Source organism: Porphyrobacter sp. CACIAM 03H1 (assembly GCF_002215495.1).
Lineage (GTDB): Bacteria > Pseudomonadota > Alphaproteobacteria > Sphingomonadales > Sphingomonadaceae > Erythrobacter.
The window spans coordinates 2,953,430-2,968,385 of the sequence record NZ_CP021378.1 but is presented as its reverse complement, the minus strand read 5'-3'; the positions used below and the strand labels follow the sequence as shown (position 1 = coordinate 2,968,385).

12 protein-coding genes are annotated in these 14,956 nt (G+C 59.5%); 5 read left to right on the top strand and 7 right to left on the bottom strand.

Features of this window, described 5'->3' with window-relative positions; translation table 11 throughout:
• Positions 1-30: 30 nt before the first annotated feature.
• Positions 31-924 carry a hypothetical protein gene (locus CBR61_RS16920; RefSeq protein ID WP_157696610.1) on the bottom strand — a complete coding sequence of 298 codons (894 nt, stop codon included), beginning with the start codon at positions 922-924 and terminating at the stop codon, positions 31-33.
• A gap of 748 nt (positions 925-1,672) precedes the next feature.
• Entirely contained in the window at positions 1,673-2,230 is a 558-nt protein-coding gene (locus tag CBR61_RS14135) for a PadR family transcriptional regulator (RefSeq protein ID WP_088914948.1), read from the bottom strand.
• Between the two features lie 93 nt (positions 2,231-2,323).
• Here CBR61_RS14135 and CBR61_RS14130 point away from each other — a divergent pair, with 93 nt between their 5' ends.
• The gene (locus tag CBR61_RS14130) at positions 2,324-3,817 is read left to right on the top strand and encodes an apolipoprotein N-acyltransferase (RefSeq protein ID WP_088914947.1); all 1,494 of its coding nucleotides are present in this window, start codon (positions 2,324-2,326) and stop codon (positions 3,815-3,817) included.
• Positions 3,818-4,351: 534 nt separating this feature from the next.
• Here the strand turns inward: CBR61_RS14130 and CBR61_RS14125 are convergent.
• The 4 genes from CBR61_RS14125 to CBR61_RS14115 all read right to left on the bottom strand — a co-directional run bounded on the left by CBR61_RS14125 (position 4,352) and on the right by CBR61_RS14115 (position 9,650).
• Positions 4,352-5,047 (bottom strand): LuxR C-terminal-related transcriptional regulator, encoded by a 696-nt coding sequence (locus tag CBR61_RS14125; protein WP_088914946.1) that lies wholly within the window; start codon positions 5,045-5,047, stop codon positions 4,352-4,354.
• A gap of 175 nt (positions 5,048-5,222) precedes the next feature.
• A complete protein-coding gene (locus CBR61_RS14120) occupies positions 5,223-6,581 on the bottom strand; it encodes a hybrid sensor histidine kinase/response regulator (protein ID WP_172835973.1) in 1,359 nt (452 codons plus the stop codon).
• 932 nt (positions 6,582-7,513) lie between these two features.
• Positions 7,514-8,113 (bottom strand): hypothetical protein, encoded by a 600-nt coding sequence (locus CBR61_RS16915; protein WP_157696609.1) that lies wholly within the window; start codon positions 8,111-8,113, stop codon positions 7,514-7,516.
• Positions 8,114-9,200: 1,087 nt separating this feature from the next.
• Positions 9,201-9,650, bottom strand: a complete 450-nt coding sequence (locus CBR61_RS14115; RefSeq protein WP_157696608.1) for a lysozyme inhibitor LprI family protein — start codon at positions 9,648-9,650, stop codon at positions 9,201-9,203.
• Positions 9,651-9,913: 263 nt separating this feature from the next.
• Here CBR61_RS14115 and CBR61_RS14110 point away from each other — a divergent pair, with 263 nt between their 5' ends.
• From CBR61_RS14110 to CBR61_RS14100, 3 genes are all read left to right on the top strand, one after another.
• Entirely contained in the window at positions 9,914-10,729 is an 816-nt protein-coding gene (locus tag CBR61_RS14110) for a DUF4189 domain-containing protein (RefSeq protein WP_088914943.1), read from the top strand.
• Positions 10,726-12,381, top strand: coding sequence for a hypothetical protein (locus CBR61_RS14105; RefSeq protein WP_157696607.1), 1,656 nt, complete (start codon positions 10,726-10,728; stop codon positions 12,379-12,381). The genes CBR61_RS14110 and CBR61_RS14105 overlap by 4 nt, the downstream gene beginning before the upstream one ends.
• Before the next feature lie 103 nt (positions 12,382-12,484).
• The gene (locus CBR61_RS14100) at positions 12,485-13,621 is read left to right on the top strand and encodes a hypothetical protein (RefSeq protein WP_088914941.1); all 1,137 of its coding nucleotides are present in this window, start codon (positions 12,485-12,487) and stop codon (positions 13,619-13,621) included.
• A 191-nt stretch (positions 13,622-13,812) separates the two neighbouring features.
• Here CBR61_RS14100 and CBR61_RS14095 read toward each other — a convergent pair whose 3' ends face one another.
• Positions 13,813-14,388, bottom strand: coding sequence for a TetR/AcrR family transcriptional regulator (locus CBR61_RS14095; RefSeq protein ID WP_157696606.1), 576 nt, complete (start codon positions 14,386-14,388; stop codon positions 13,813-13,815).
• 108 nt (positions 14,389-14,496) lie between these two features.
• Here CBR61_RS14095 and CBR61_RS17020 point away from each other — a divergent pair, with 108 nt between their 5' ends.
• A complete protein-coding gene (locus CBR61_RS17020; protein WP_172835972.1) occupies positions 14,497-14,925 on the top strand; it encodes a DUF6640 family protein in 429 nt (142 codons plus the stop codon).
• Positions 14,926-14,956: the final 31 nt, after the last annotated feature.

The window sequence follows — 14,956 nt, the reverse complement described above, 5'->3', positions numbered from 1 at the left end:
GAGCTGTCCTCATCCCGTAGGTTCGTGCATCTATTGGGGCTGGCTACCGGGGCTGAATTCGTGGACAAACTGTCCAGCCTTTCGCGCATCGAACTGCGCCTGAAGGGTGCATCTGACCTTGGCTTTCTTACACCTCCCTTGCGCGGCCTTGATGGCGCGTGCAGCAGTTGTTTCGACCAGGGCGCCGTCATTGGCGTCCGAACGAAAGGTCAGCAGGATGCCATCGGCGGTATAGTCGATCAGCGTACATTCGGGCGCGCCGGTCGCAACCTGACACGCCATTATCGCCTTGTCGGCAGCAGAGCGGAAGGTAGGCTCTCCGCTGGCGATATAGAGTTTCCCGTCATACCCTTTTTCACCAGCGACCCAGGCCGCGGCAAGGTAACGCTTGCGGACCTCCAGCCCTGGAAAATGTTCGCGTGTGCTCGATCCAAATTTGTAGACCTGCTCGCAAGGAAGGAACGCGTTGCCCTGACAATCCTTCCGGGCTTTCGCCACGCTTGCCTTGTCGTAAGCCAATGCCCAGAACAACACGCCCCGCCCATTTCGGTAGACGACCAGCGTGGCATTCCCCCAGGTACCGCCGGACTGGCAACCACTTCCCATTGCACGGGTGCACTGTTCCAGCGAGGTGCGAGCCCCGAAGTGGTTGGGCCCGACGTAACTTCCGTCGATCCAGATATCCGATGCATCCTCATGGAACGCGAACGCGGCATAGGTCCCCCCGGGCGATGAACTGGAAGCCTGGCCGGGAGCTTCATTGATACACAGGGGGACAACCACCGGCCCCTGCATGGTTTGGCCGACCTGACGTTCGCCCGCAGCCCAAGTGCAAGGGTAGGGCGCGTACTGAGCGCCGGCCGGTGCATTTGCGCCTAATGCTGCGAACAGCAGAACGATACCGAAGCGGATGCGAAACAGCATGAATGGACATTCCACGTGATAGAGGCGCTCCCATGCTAGTCCAGCAGGCCGCAACGGACTTTCGTTACAATGTAGTAGTGCATCACGGCCGTTGCCGGCAGGTGTGCCCCGGCTAGTCTGCAGCTCATGCAGTCGGGCAAATTATCGACCTCCCTTCGGATGTGGTGACAGAAAAAGGTCAACGCGGCATGGTGCATCGAGTTACTATCATGTCTGCCATGGTGGTGTTGGTGTGGGCCGCGCCCGTCCTCGCGCAGTCAGCCTCCAGTTCTTCCGGACACGTCTTTTTGCCAGCCGCCCCTTCTTCGGCTGAAGCACCATCACAGCTGGATCGCCTTGCGCGCGCGAGGGCCAACCTCATAGCCTTGAGGGAGGGCAGGCTTGCCATCGGCGCGCTATTATCTCAGGATCTGCAGGACGTCATTGACCTTGATCGCCTGATCCGGGGGGATTCAGTGGATAGGCGATCTCCACGTCAGAAATGCGTTGATCGCGAGGTGGAACGCTTTGCGGGACGTCCGTCCAGATTGGAATGGAGCGTCATTGAATTGAGATGCCGATGAGATTGAAAAAAGGATTGGGGGGCGGACCTATTTCTCGGCGCCATTTTCGCAGCTGTGGCCACTCCCAGTTCAACGCTCGTCAATCCAGAAATCCGACGACGCTTTATCATTTGCGAACACGGCACGCCTGCGAGCGCGACGGAAAGTGTGATGCGGTTGCCCGTGGCCATCTCCAGGTTCCTTCGCTACTCAACCTGATCATCGGACACGTGCTGGGCCAACACCTTGGCGCTCCTCGCCGCCCACTCAAGCCATGCAATCTCCCGCTCGATCCCGAGTTGAAGACTTAGATAGATGCACAGCTTCCAACGGGGCATCTGATCGGGCGGCTCAGCATAGTGTTCGCTCTCCACTTTCCTTAGGGCAGCAAGGGCCTGCTCGTGCTCAACGATCGACAGGCTCAGCTGGCGGGCCAGTTCGTCAGTACGTTCGCCGCCAGCAAAAAACTTGATCATCAGAGGGTCGTGCGCGCGCGGTGTCCGGGTGGGTGTGGCAAACCATGCGTTGAACTCATCGATACCTGCCCGCGTGATCGAATAGACCTTCTTGTCAGGCTTCCCGCTTTGTTCGACGGCTTTGAACTCCACGTGCCCTGTCTTCGTCAGCGCGGAGAGCTCGCGATAAACCTGCTGATGCTTCGCTTTCCAGAAAAACCCAGCCACCAGATCGAACTCCTGTGTGACTTGGTAGCCTGAAGACGGCTCCTTGAGCAGGACGGCGAGGATGAGGTGACGAAGCGACAAGTCCGGACTCCCTGGCAGATATGCACACTATTGCATAACGCGATGATGCTGGCTACCTGATATGCATCAAGTTGCATAAGGACTAAGCTAGTCATGTCGATTTCCGCCTGGCGTTGGGCCGCACTCGCGGGTGGCGCACTCGCTGCCTGTTATAGCAATGGTATGACGGGAACCGCCTTGGGCGCATGGCTTGCTCCTGCACTTTTGCTTGTCTTTGTAATGACTACGCGCGTCTGGATCGGCGTGCTAGTCACGGCAGGCGTCTGGTCGGTCGCGGGCTACCTCATGTTTCGGGGCGCCCTGCCTGTGCCAGAAGCCGAATACATCGCGCTGAGCGTGATCGGGGGACTTGTATCGACCGTGCCGTATGCCCTCCACCGGCTTGCCGCACCCCAAGTCGACCGCTTCACGGGCACGCTGGTGTTCCCGGCTGCCGCAACGGCTCTGTCATACATTGCTGCCTCGGGCGCTCCGTTCGGTACCTGGGGCAATGAAGCATACACCCAGCTCAATGTCGGTCCGCTCGCGCAGCTTGCCTCGGTTATGGGCATATGGGGCATTACCTTCCTGATCGGCTGGTGCGCCAGCATCTTTGCCTCGATGTTGACCAGTCCCGCACCGAGGCCGTCCTTTGCTGCCGTGGTCTTCGCCCTCTGTCTGGTCGGTGTGCTCGGATATGGTCTCGTGCGCCAGCAGATGTCGTTCGAGGATTCGCCCAAGGTTCGCGTAGCGGCGCTCAGCAACCCTGCCGACGTTGCGGATAAATTCTTTGAAGGTTGCAACGACCGCGCGGATGTTCGTTGCCGCAACCTGAAGGCGCGGGGCCGCTGGGGCAAGCTGTTCGAACGTTCGCGCCAAGCTGCCGAGGAGGGAGCGAAGATCATAGTCTGGTACGAGTCGGCAGCGCAGTACGACAAGCCGATCGAGGAAGTGTTCATTGCCGAAGCAAAGGCCTTCGCGAAGGCAACCGGTGTCTACCTGATTGTCGGTGCGGCCGTGGCACCGAGGGATCCTGAAGCGCCGCTCGAAAACAAGGCCATGGCCTTCACGCCTAAAGGCGATCTCGCCTTCATCTACCACAAGGCCAAGCCGGTGCCGGGCGAGCCGATCCGGGCAGGCGATGGCATGATCCCGACGCTCGATACACCTTATGGACGACTTGGTGCCATGATCTGTTTCGACGCTGATTTTCCGGCCCTCTCCCGCCAGGCTGCCGCGCGAGGTATCGACGTTTTGGCCATTCCGGCGAATGACTGGCCGGAGATTACCCCGCTACATGGAGAAATGGTTCGCTTCCGCGCTATTGAAAGCGGCTTCTCGGTTGTTCGTGCGACCAGCAACGGACTGTCAATCGTCATCGACCCGATTGGCCGCATCCTCAGGCGCGTGAATTCCTTCGAGGATAGGGGGGGTATCGCGATAGCCGAGGTTCCGTCCCGGCAGATCTCGACCATTTATGGCCGAGTTGATGATTTGTTTGCGGGGCTATGTCTGCTGGTTACTGTCGGCCTAATTGTGCTTGCTACGCTCCGAGCTCTGCTTCGAAGGAGGCGTGAAGCAGTTCAAGCAGGCCTGGTCACTGGCTGAAAATCTTGTTCGCTGTGCGTGACCGAGACTCTAGCATGCAAACCCATAGTGCCTCAGGCTTTGAGAGAGCCTGTCGGCACTCGCCAATTCGCTATCGGCATCGCAAGCGCGGAGGGGTCGTGAAGAAGTCGGCCGGGATGGTTTGAAGCCTCTCCGCCCGACACGCAGGTGGCCTCAGATCCCATCGACAATCCGACGGTGCGCTGCAGCTGTGGCCGCTTTCAACCAATCTGGAACGCGTCGATCCAGGCCAGCACAAGCTGGTCGTCACGTCGAAAAGCAGTTCGATCCAGCCGCCGTTTTCGAAGGAGGCGCCGCAAGAGGACAGGTCGGGCGGCTCTCCGGCCTCGCTGGCGGACGGCAGGTCACGTTGAGCTCGGGCAGGAAGTCCGCGATCTTCCTGATATCGTCCCGACGTCCGCGCGCCTTGCCGTGGCTTCTCCCTCTCGACCAACCACCGGCATCAGCTTGATGGCGAGCCGCTTACCGCCGAAGATGTGTCCTAGGTCATCGCCGACTGGGCCACTCGACATGTCACTGAGCCGAGTCCGGAGATCCATTGCGCAGCCTTTGGCGGGGTTGATCTTGCATCGCAGCCAGCCCGAGCAGGCGAGCTTTACCGATAACGTCCTGCCGCCGCGTCACGCCTAGAAGCCGAAGCAATGACGAGACATGCAGCCGCACGGTGAGATGCGATATGTCAAGTTCGCGTGCAATGACCTTGTTCGACGCGCCGCCCTCGAGAAGATCCAGAACGGCCCTCTGCCGGGCCGTCAGGGTAAGCTGGCTGCCTGCCGGCAGCTGAAAGGACGTGGGCGACGACTGGCCCTCCTCGATCACATATTCACCATCGAGCACAGCCCTGATTGATCTGATGCAGCGCTCCCTGTCGGCGGCCTTGTTGACAAATCCGTCGGCACCCGAACGGAGCGCGAGGGAAACGATAGCCGGATCATCGAGCATGGATACCAGCAGGATCGAGGCAAAGGGAAATCGGCGTCGGAGTTCGGGTAGCGATATCGAGATCTCCATGCCTGGGAACATGATGTCGAGCAAGAACAGCTGCGGCGCCTCACCGCACAGCGCGTGATCGAAAACCTCCTGCAGCGTGCCGAAGGATTCAACCGATGCGGAAGGAAACATGGAGGCGGCAAGCTGCGCGAGGCCTTCACGATAGAGCGGATGATCGTCTCCGATGACGATCCGTGCGGGATCAGCTGAGTTCTGCATGTTCGTGGCCAGGGTGGCCTAGCGCATAGGGTAGCAAGGTCAACCGGCAGGCGACGAACTGCAGCGAGTCCATCACATCTTTCAAATGACTGCTGGGCGCTTGACTGCACGTCACCCGCAGCTTGGTCGAAAAACGGCGGGCTGTCTCTCTGGCAAAGCAACGGGCACTGGAAAATCACAGCCTGACCATCGCAATTGCCGATCGCAGCTGCGCCCGGGTGACAGGCTTCTTCAGGACATATTGGCGCTTGCCATCCATCGATGCGACGAGCGGCTTTCGGTCATGACCCGTGAGGATGATCGCCGGAACGTCGACACCGCTCGCAGCCCTGACCCTGTCAATTACATCAGCACCGGTTGCACCCCTGCCCAGATCGAAATCGGTGATGATCACGTCGCATTCGCGCGGATTTTCGGGCAGCGACGCAAACGCCTGGACCTCGCAACCCCAGGATGTCAGCAGGTCTCGGGTGCTCTCAAGGAGGTCGGGATCGTCTTCGACCAGGATGACCCGTAAACCTATTAACGGACTTGTAATTCGTGCGGCTGTGGGCTTGCCATCAGATGCCGAGGGTGAGGCGGTCTCGAGGCCATGAACAAACGCGACGGTTCCGTGCCCTAGCCGGGATCTGAGCTCTGCCTGGAGCCCCAGCAACTTTGTAAACTGGTCGACGACAGCCAAGCCCAGCCCGATCCCCGAACGATCCGCATCTCCGTCTCGACGGATCTGGTAAAACTCTTCGAAAACGTGGCGCAGATGGATGTCCTCAATGCCCGGACCGCGGTCGGCCACTACAAGGGATATACGACCATCTTGACGCTTGCATCCCACCACAACGCCCGAGTCGGGCGCATACTTGATCGCATTGCTGATCAAGTTCTGAAGTATTGTGCGGAGCAGGACGGGGTCCGAGAGCACGTGCAGCCCGGTCGGCACAAAGCGCAGTCGCAGCTGATCAGGGAACAGTTCGCGCAGTGCATCGAAGACGGGCTGAACAGCCATGACTTCAAGATGTGGCTTTACCGATCCGCTGTAGATCGCTGTTATATCCAGAAGCGTGGTGAAAAGGCTGTCGATGTTCCCGACGGCCCTTTCCAGTCGTGAGACCACGGCCACCTGATACTGGGTAAGCAAGGTCTGCCTCAGGTCGCCCACAAACAACTGCATGGCATGGAGCGGCTGCCGCAGATCATGGCTGGCCTGCGCAAGCAGGCGTGCGCGAGCAGCAGCTATCTGCGCTGTTTCCTGTTCGGCTTTCTGCTTGGCGCGTAAGAGTGAGTAAGAGAAAGCTGGAACCACGAGAGCAGTAAGTGCCAGCGTAAATGCAAGTTCAACATCCGAGCTCCATCGCGGCGACGACACAAAAACCAGCCACAGGAATGCCTGGCACAAAATTGACCCCGCAATCAAATAGGCGAGGCCGAAGCGCATGCCATTACCCAATGTGATCCACACAAGAAAAAGGTATGTCGGGATCATTATATAACTGTTAATAATCAGACCTGCACTTGCAGTGGCGAAATCGAGCGTCATGCCAGCTAGCCTTCGCACAGGGTAGTGTCCGGGATAACGGACAGTAAAATAGCGAAGGACAATCGAGCCTATGGCATATGAGATATATACCGCGAGGATTGGAATAGAAAAACTTGATGTAAAAAAGCTCCCGTAATGAAAATTACTTGCGAGCATACCGTACAAAGCCAAGAAGGATGCCGCAGGGATACGGATTCTTGATTGCCTTATCTCTGCTTGGTGCTCGGAAGCATTGTCATTCACAATCTTCCATCCCGGGAAAATCATGAGTTCAGATGCTTGCGGTGAGGGGCAAAGGGGCGGCGTCGGGCATGCAAGATCCATGTCGGCGAGGGCGGCTCAGCTGCGGCGCCAGGGGAAAATCAGGCAAGCAAACGCGTTGCGCGATCTCGCACGGGTGCTGAGCGGCACCTTGTGCCCGCGCTCCGTACGCCTACAGCAGGAACCATGGTTCCGCCGAGGCCATACAAAGTACTAGTGCTCCATGTTGGCACCCATTTCCCGGCCGGAGACGGCGCGCGGCGAGAAGGCGGCTGCGAAGAGGCAGCGTGACGATGATCAAACCGTGCGTTGCCAAATAGAATCCGCTTGGCTCCCGGCCATATCCGATCTCCCGCACAGATCTGAGCGCGGCTGACCAAGCTTGGGCTGCGAAAGCGTGCGCGCGGCCAGCATGGAAATGCTGGCAATGCCATTCCGAACTTGGATCGAGGCATCAATTGCCGTCGCACCTAGGAGCGTAGCCGACTCAATGGCAGCCAGAATGTTGCCGCCGGCCTTCCGACACATCCTGCAGTGTTACCAATGCGCGCGCTCTACCACGTGCGCTGATCCGGTACCGAAGCGCGCGGCTTTGGAGGCCTTGGTGAAGGACATGCTGTCAACGTGTCTCTGCTGTTCCCGGAGATGCGATTTGCTGCCTGGCTCGGGGATCATGGCACACTTGCGGGCGCCACCAGATTGCAGCTCGTCTCAAAAGTCGCGACTTTTCCTTGAAGCTGGCGGCGAAGGTCAGGAATTGCGCCGATCTTGTTCTGCAGCTGCGCAATCTCAAGGCGCCCGCGGAACATAAGCCGACTTGATCCAAAGGTGTCCGGTGATGACCTCATCGCCCACCCCAGTGCGTCCCGGCCACTTCCGAACGCCAGCAGATCATCGAGAGCTATCACTGCCCTAGTGGATGCATTGCCGTTCGCGAACTTGTCCCAGAGCATCTGGCTGACCAGGCTAGTTGCGCTCGAGCCCGGGTCTCGCGCGCTGGGCCAGTTCCTGTAAAGATGCAGCCAACTGACGGGCGGGGGATTGAGCTCATGCCCAATTTCCGCTGCATCGAACCTGAATGTGATGTCAACCGCGACTTCGTTCAAGGCGACACCTCGCCAATTCTTTCTGCCGCCGGGAACGGTGTAATCGAGACCATAGGTCAGTCTTATGCCTGGCGCGACCTGTACAGGCTCTTTCAGTTTCCATTCGTAGCGATCACCCGATGCGCGTGTCGTTTCTTTGATCCGGGTGATGATCGTCGAAGCCACCCATCTTCCGTGCGCGTCTTCCAATGCGACAATGCAGCTGCGTTCCTGAGCAGCGGCGGGCGCGGCTGGGAAGCATAAAGCTGCGACTGCCAACAGGATGAGCGGTCGTATTACGCTCATCGAATGTGGGTGGCTGCGACGTGCCCGCGGGTTATCACGTAGCGCTTGGTCATGACTTCTGCAGTTCCGGACGTTGCCTTGAGCTCCCCGGCAAGCGCGATTGCCTCGGCCGCTCGAATGGTTTGCACGTGAGGCGCTATCCTGGCGAAGGGACTGTCCAGCATACATATCCCGGTCCCGAAGCTCTCATGCGGAGCAGGTCTGTGAAAGAGCAGGCCGGGCGGTATGACCTAAAGGGGGATGCGCCCGACCTGCGCCGTCAGGCCTCTGCGCCGCCTGATCAGCCACCCCCATGTACAACGCCATTTGCAAAAATGCTCGTCACGCCATGTACTGGTTCATCGCGGCTGCAGCCGAACAAAGGTGGTGGCACCGCGACGTTATCGGATCGCGGAACTCGCATCCGTGGCTGTCTCCCGAAAACTGAAGAAAATGCTCCTTGCCGGCAGGCGCTAAAGACCAGCTCTCGAAGGCGGCGATTCAAATCGGCAGAGAACTCGGCCCTCGATGATCGCTGATGCGGAAACGTGCGCCAAGGTTGTGGGCCCCGCAGGAAAGAAGTGCAGGTCGGGCAGGTGTCATGAGAGAGGGCGCCCGACCTGCGCCGCCAGGTTTCGGGGGCGGCTCCTGAGCGGCAGCCTTGCATAGGCAGATTACATGACTTTGGCGCGGCGCACGGTGAACTAATGCAAACGGGGACCCTCCGCAGTTTCCGTGCACAATCAGTTCCTCAGGTGATCGGCCCGGGTCCCGTGATACCTCGAAGGCAAAGAGGGGTAATCCAAGGCAGTAAGGCTGCCTTTCATCGCCGGATATTCGAACAGAGCCGAGCTCTGGGATGGCCATCGTGCGGGAACCGAGCAGGCCGCGGCAAACCAAAACAACAGGGCACTTGCCAAATATCCTTCGCGTAGCGTGCCCAATCGTTCATCGCGCCCGTGGGCGTCCGCGCGGTCCACGGAAACGCTCAGACCTTGGTCAGATATCCAGGGTTCGCTGGCACTTTGCGCAACCACTCGATCCGCTTGCGCACAGAGGTGACGAGGCAATCGTCTTGGATGATGTCGGCGGCGGTTCCGCCCCTGAAACCGGAATTCTCGGCCTTCAGTTGACAGTCATAGTCGCGGCGCCAGATCCACGCGCGCTGGGAGTTCACAAGGCGGGAGCGAAGCTCCTTTGACCGGAGCTGCTTCATCACCGATCTGTAGGTCGCATTCAGCTCGCGGTCGAGACGATTGTACTCTGCGTGAAGGCACGCCCTCATTTCTGAGGTGATCCCGTCGCTGGCTTTCATGCATTGCGAGAAGACCGACGATTCTGCGGTTGGTCCGTTGTCCGCGCGGGCGATGCTGACCGAGGCAGATGCGAGGTTTGATAGTAAAATCGCCAACGATGGTAAGAGAATCCTGTGCTTCACAGCGTGCCGATCTTCAGCTTGGTTCGAGAGTGCAGCTACTGGGGCAAGCTTATCGGCTGTGCTCCGCGAAACACCATGTGACGAGATGTACTAGTCCTCTTTTGCGTTTCGGCTCGGTCCCGGAAATGCAGTAGCTTAATCGTCCGTCCCGCGCTGGGAAACGTTATCCGCGCCGCACGAGGGTGCGCTGCCGTATCGCCTTTTCCTCTCAGCGAATGGATCGTTCCCTTCGTATCTGAAGGCTGTAATTGAGCGGAATTATCATGAGTGCCGCCGCCGCGATGAATTACCGGTCCGTCTTCAGGGGGCTTGCCGTTACCCTCGTTTCGGCCGCCGCGTTCTGGGGAGTTTTTGCAAGCGGTGCAAATCCGCCGGCGCACTTTGCAGTGGCCGTAAACCCGGCCTTCGTGGGCTACTTCATCACAAGTGGCGAGCATAGCAGCGCATCAGCTCGCAAGAAGGTGCTCCAGCAGTGCAAGAGAGCGACTGGAAGGGATTGTGAGATCATCATGGCATCGCAAGGCGGCTTCCTTGCATTGGGTTACAGTCCCGCGGGGAATCTGCGGCTGGTCGTCGAGAGCACCAAGGAAAGAGCAGCCATAGCATTCGACGAGGATTGCAATGCGGAATACGGAGGAACGTGCGCTCTCGAGCAGTTGCTCGATCTGTCGTCCCGGCGTCAGATAAGTGAAAGCGGCGGGCCCCGGCGGTTTGCGGCTTTGGCTTTCGGCGCGAAGGACGTTAACGGCGGGCAGGACGGACGCGTCTGGCTGGCTGCCGGTAGGACGACCGAGGCCGATGCTGTATCAACAGCCATGCAGCGTTGTGCCGCTGCAATCGGGCAGGCCGATTGTCGAAGCTATTCGACCAGCGGCCAGACGCATATCGCGCTTTACCGTAGCTCCGATGGCCGATCGGGCGGAATGCAGATCAACCTGTCGCAGCAACTCGTCATCGCCGCTGTGGACAGGACCTGCAAGCAGGACGGCGTGCGCTGCGAGATTGTTGCCCTTGCTGCCACACAAGACCTGCGCGATGAGGAATATGATCTCTACAGGATGAAGGGAGTGCCGCTGTGACAGGTGAGCTGAGCATCCCTCGCCACGTTGCGCGAGCCAGCCAGTGGACGATGAGCGTCAGGGTTGCGGCCAGCTTCCCGCTTCTCACTGCAATCTGCCTCATCGCAGTCCTGATCTGGCCACAGCCTGCCAGCGCCTGCGCCGGCCCTGCATGCGATCCCAATTGGGCGTTCCAGAACCAGATGCTTGCGCAGCGCGCGCAGGAAGAGCAGCAAATGGAGATGCACCGCCGCCAGATGGACATGTACTACGCTGGCTCGGACGGAAGCGCCGGTTCGCCCGCTGCGGTTGCGATGCGTCCTCCGCCGCAATACCGGCCTCCTCCGCCGCCAAAAGGTTGGCAGCAACGCTATACCGGCTTCGTGAGCTTTAAAGTAAGCGAGGACGAGGACCAGGACGAAGCGCGTTTCCGATACGATTACGCGATCGCGATGAACTACCCGAGCCCCGATGAGGCTAAGGCCGCCGCCGCGCGGATGTGCCGCGAACGTGTCCTGAGGAACTGGGAAGCCTACGACATCGATTACAAGTGCGAGCAGGAAGCTTACGTCTATGGCGACGCCTACGTCTCGCTGGTGACGTATTGGAACGGCAAGTTCGGCATTTATGAACAGCCCACCCTCGATCTTGCCGTCAACCAGCATGGGCGGGGCGTCGAAATGGCGGGTCGGACGTATTATTGCTCCGACCTGTCCCGTCCGACGCCCGACACGTGCCAGGCATGGTTGTTCGGCGTCGGGCGGAACGGCGTACATCGCGAGGCCGGCAGGCCCAGTGACTATCGGCTGTTCACCTGCCCCGGTGGCGCGCCGGGCAGCCCTTACAAGATAGTCGGCGTGGACCGGCTTTCCGGTCAGGAGGTTCCGCTATGCGGCCCGGATCCGGCTGCATTTGCCATGCAGGATCGTGCGGGTCGCTGGGACGCATATGCCACCCACCCGCACTACGTGATCCCCTTCGCGGCGGGCGGTTTTAGCGATCTGCCGACGGCCCGCCTTGCCGTACTCGATATGTGCAACCGTTTCACTGGAGGCGGGTGCGTTGCTGCCGGCGAAGCGCGGGACGGCTTTGCTGTGTGGGTCCGCAATGAAGAGGGGCAACTGTTCCTTGGCACGGGTGTGGACGAAAGCATGGCACTTGCCGACGCGCGAAGCAGGTGCGAGCCGCAATTGCTGCTACCCTGCAAGAAGGTGATGTCCCGTATCGCGGGCGATCTGCGCGTATATGGGCCGCGCGTGAAGCTGTACGATCGCCGATATTATGGCGCCGCCGCGCTGCCGGGAGGCAAGGTCGGATCGGACCGCACGGCCTGGGTTGCCTACAACATGGACACGCAGGCCGATGCTGATCGCTATGCGACCGAGGCCTGTCAGCGTGAGAATTCAGGCAATCGGCCGTGTCAGGTGGTTGGCCGCGGCCTGAGTGCCAATTTTTATGGCTATTCGGGACTTGATGGTTCGACCGGCATCTTCACGCTCCTGGTAAAAGGATCGAACAAGCTCATCGATCCCGAGAATCGCGAAGCTGCGATGCTAGAGGCAATCTGCAAAAGCAAAGGCACACATTGCAAGAGTGTTGGTGCGCTGGGTGCGAGCGACGAAGGCGTAGGTGCACAGGCTGGTATTGCGACACTGAAATGGCCGACGGACTGAGCCTCTTGAGCGCAGTCGACCCCGTCTTTTCCATGCGTTTCCTGTAAGCCACAGCCGATACCCTGGCATCTTCGGACGCCACCACTTTCATCAAGGACAATGTATGGTTTCCCTGCGCATCGCTCTTCTCGCACTCGCCGGCTTTTGCTCTGCGCCTGGCTGGGCAGCGGCGCAGGAGGTAAAGATGTCCAGCGATGTCTTCGATCTTTCTTCTGCAAGGAAATATGAGTTCCGGGATGTTGCGGGCAGGCCCGCGCTCTGCCTTGATGGCGTGGCGCTTCTGCGCGGCCTGTCTATCAACGATGGTTCGGTCACCGTCGACGTCGCAGCGTCCCGCGATCGCCAGTTTGGCGGGATTGCATTCAGGGCACAGGATGCGCTCTCTTATGAAGAAGCGTATTTGCGGCTGCACAAATCCCGTCAGCCTGACGCGGTGCAATATGCCCCGGTTTTGAACGGCGAGGGCCATTGGCAGCTGTTCGGTGGCCACCAGATCTCTGTAGATTTTGGCAGCTATGACTGGATCACCCTGCGTGTCGAGTTCGCCCTCGACCGGGCGACTGTCACCGTGTTCGGGGCTGACGAGGCAGAGCTTCGGATCAACGATCTTGTCCTCGACGAGACTGGAAAGCGGGCAGGGCTCTCCAGCATCGGAGGCGCGTGCTTTTCGAATCTACGCGTGAGCGACCAATCTTCCTATCCTCGCGAGCGGCTTGCGGCACCCGCGGATGCGCAGACCGGCACGATCAGTGAATGGGTACTGTCTCCTGCATCGAACTTCGCCGGGTTTCCCGCGCGCGCGCCTGAACAGGCGTCAGATTGGACGCCTGCCCGCACCGAGCGTGACGGCCTTCTGCTGATCTCCCGCTATCGCACAAAGCAGGTGAAAGAGGGCGGCGGCAGTAATAGCGAGACTGTCGTCTATGCAGCAACCACCGTCCAGAGTCCCGAAGATACGCTCGCAGTGGTGGAATTTGATGCCAGCGACAAGGCCCGTGTTTACCTCAACGGAGGCCCACTCGCGGAATTCGACAACACCTTCCGAGCGAAGGGTCCGACCTTTCGCGGCGATTTCGGCGCGGAACGTCAGCGGGTGTTCCTGCCGCTGAAGGCCGGCGACAATGAATTCGTTCTCGCGGTCGCGGACAGCGGCAACGGCTGGGGCCTCAAGGCGCGAATGATCTCCGACGTTCCGCCTCAAAGCAGGGCTTCCGAAACGACGGTTCGGGTGAAAAACTGACGCAATGCGCTGTCCCCGATCTCAACAGCGATGAAGATTTGAAGGATGTAGTGCAGTGGAATTGGTCGGTGCGTGTTTCTGACAAAGCTTTGCCTCGCTCCCTATCGTCCAGAACATGTTCTGAACGAGTGACCGGCGTGCAGCATCTGCGGGCACACAGGCCATAGCCGATCAGAGCACTGGAATCGACTCTAGTCTTGTGGGCGGTCGTTGCCGCAAGATGGCAGCAGCAATGTCAGCATCGCAACAAGTCGGGGGTGCCCCGTGACGATATCGTTCCGCGCCTCGAAGAAGCCAGTCGCCCGCAATTCAGAATAGCCGTGGACCATGGACCACAAGGCCGTTCCGAGCGTTTCGATATCGATTTCTCCCGAGGGGGCATTTGACCTTGATGATGCAAGCGCCTGAAGGAAATCCTGATATGCATCCTCGCAGACATTGAGAAATATTGGATCCTCCCAGTCGATCAGGTCCTTGCGCCACAGGATGCTGTACCGCCAGGGGTGTGCCTGCGAGAAAGTGTGCAGCGCTATAAGGTAGGCTCGGCCGCGGTCGGACAGCACAGCGTGCTGGCGCTCAACCTCGGCAAGATACTGGCTGAAGATCACGGTGGCCAACGAGGTCATCAGTTCCCGTCGATCCGCAAAATGGTTCACTGGAGCGGCGTGCGATACACCGGACGCTCGGGCGACAGCGCGGATAGTCACGCCGTCGGGCCCGGCCTCATCGAGGATCGCCAGCGCGTTTCCAAGAAGAGTATCTCGCATCGACCTGCGGCCTGCGTGGGAGGTGTTTGTCCGCTTCATCGCATTCACATTGACAGCGTCAATCCCAATTGTACATTGACACTGTCAATCAGAAACGCAGGACATATCGTGCTTTCCACGCTCTTTTTTCGTCGCGCCGCCCTAACGGTCGCAGTCTCCGTGCTCGGCGTGCTGGTGCCATATCTCGAGTACAGTCCGACCCACATCTTCAATCCGGACTGGCCCGGCCACGCGAAGCTGCACGACGTCTGGCAATTGCTGACAAACTCGACTTTCGCCGCTGCTGCAGTCTTTCTGACATGGACCAGGCCAGATCTCCGGCTTGCCGCGCGACTGGGCCTCGTTGCCCCCGCGGCGTTTCTGATCTCGTTCTTCACTATGGATCTCTACGGCGGGTCGATGGTCAACAGCGACGGGACGGAGCTGCGCTTCGGATCGGTCAACGCATCGCTGGTAATGATGCTGATCGTCAGCGCAGTACTCGGCTACCTCGCGATTGCACGCGACAATTCACAAGGCATGGAGTCTGGTCGATGAGTGGCGCTCCACTGCGGGTCGCGCTACCACC

Bases quoted from the DNA above. Each gene is read 5' to 3' on its own strand.
- CBR61_RS14120 (WP_172835973.1), bottom strand. From the start codon at position 6,581: ATGACGCTCGATTTCGCCACTGCAAGTGCAGGTCTGATTATTAACAGT.
- CBR61_RS16920 (WP_157696610.1), bottom strand. From the start codon at position 924: ATGCTGTTTCGCATCCGCTTCGGTATCGTTCTGCTGTTCGCAGCATTA.
- CBR61_RS14110 (WP_088914943.1), top strand. From the start codon at position 9,914: ATGAGTGCCGCCGCCGCGATGAATTACCGGTCCGTCTTCAGGGGGCTT.
- CBR61_RS14100 (WP_088914941.1), top strand. From the start codon at position 12,485: ATGGTTTCCCTGCGCATCGCTCTTCTCGCACTCGCCGGCTTTTGCTCT.
- CBR61_RS14130 (WP_088914947.1), top strand. From the start codon at position 2,324: ATGTCGATTTCCGCCTGGCGTTGGGCCGCACTCGCGGGTGGCGCACTC.
- CBR61_RS14095 (WP_157696606.1), bottom strand. From the start codon at position 14,388: ATGCGAGATACTCTTCTTGGAAACGCGCTGGCGATCCTCGATGAGGCC.
- CBR61_RS14125 (WP_088914946.1), bottom strand. From the start codon at position 5,047: ATGCAGAACTCAGCTGATCCCGCACGGATCGTCATCGGAGACGATCAT.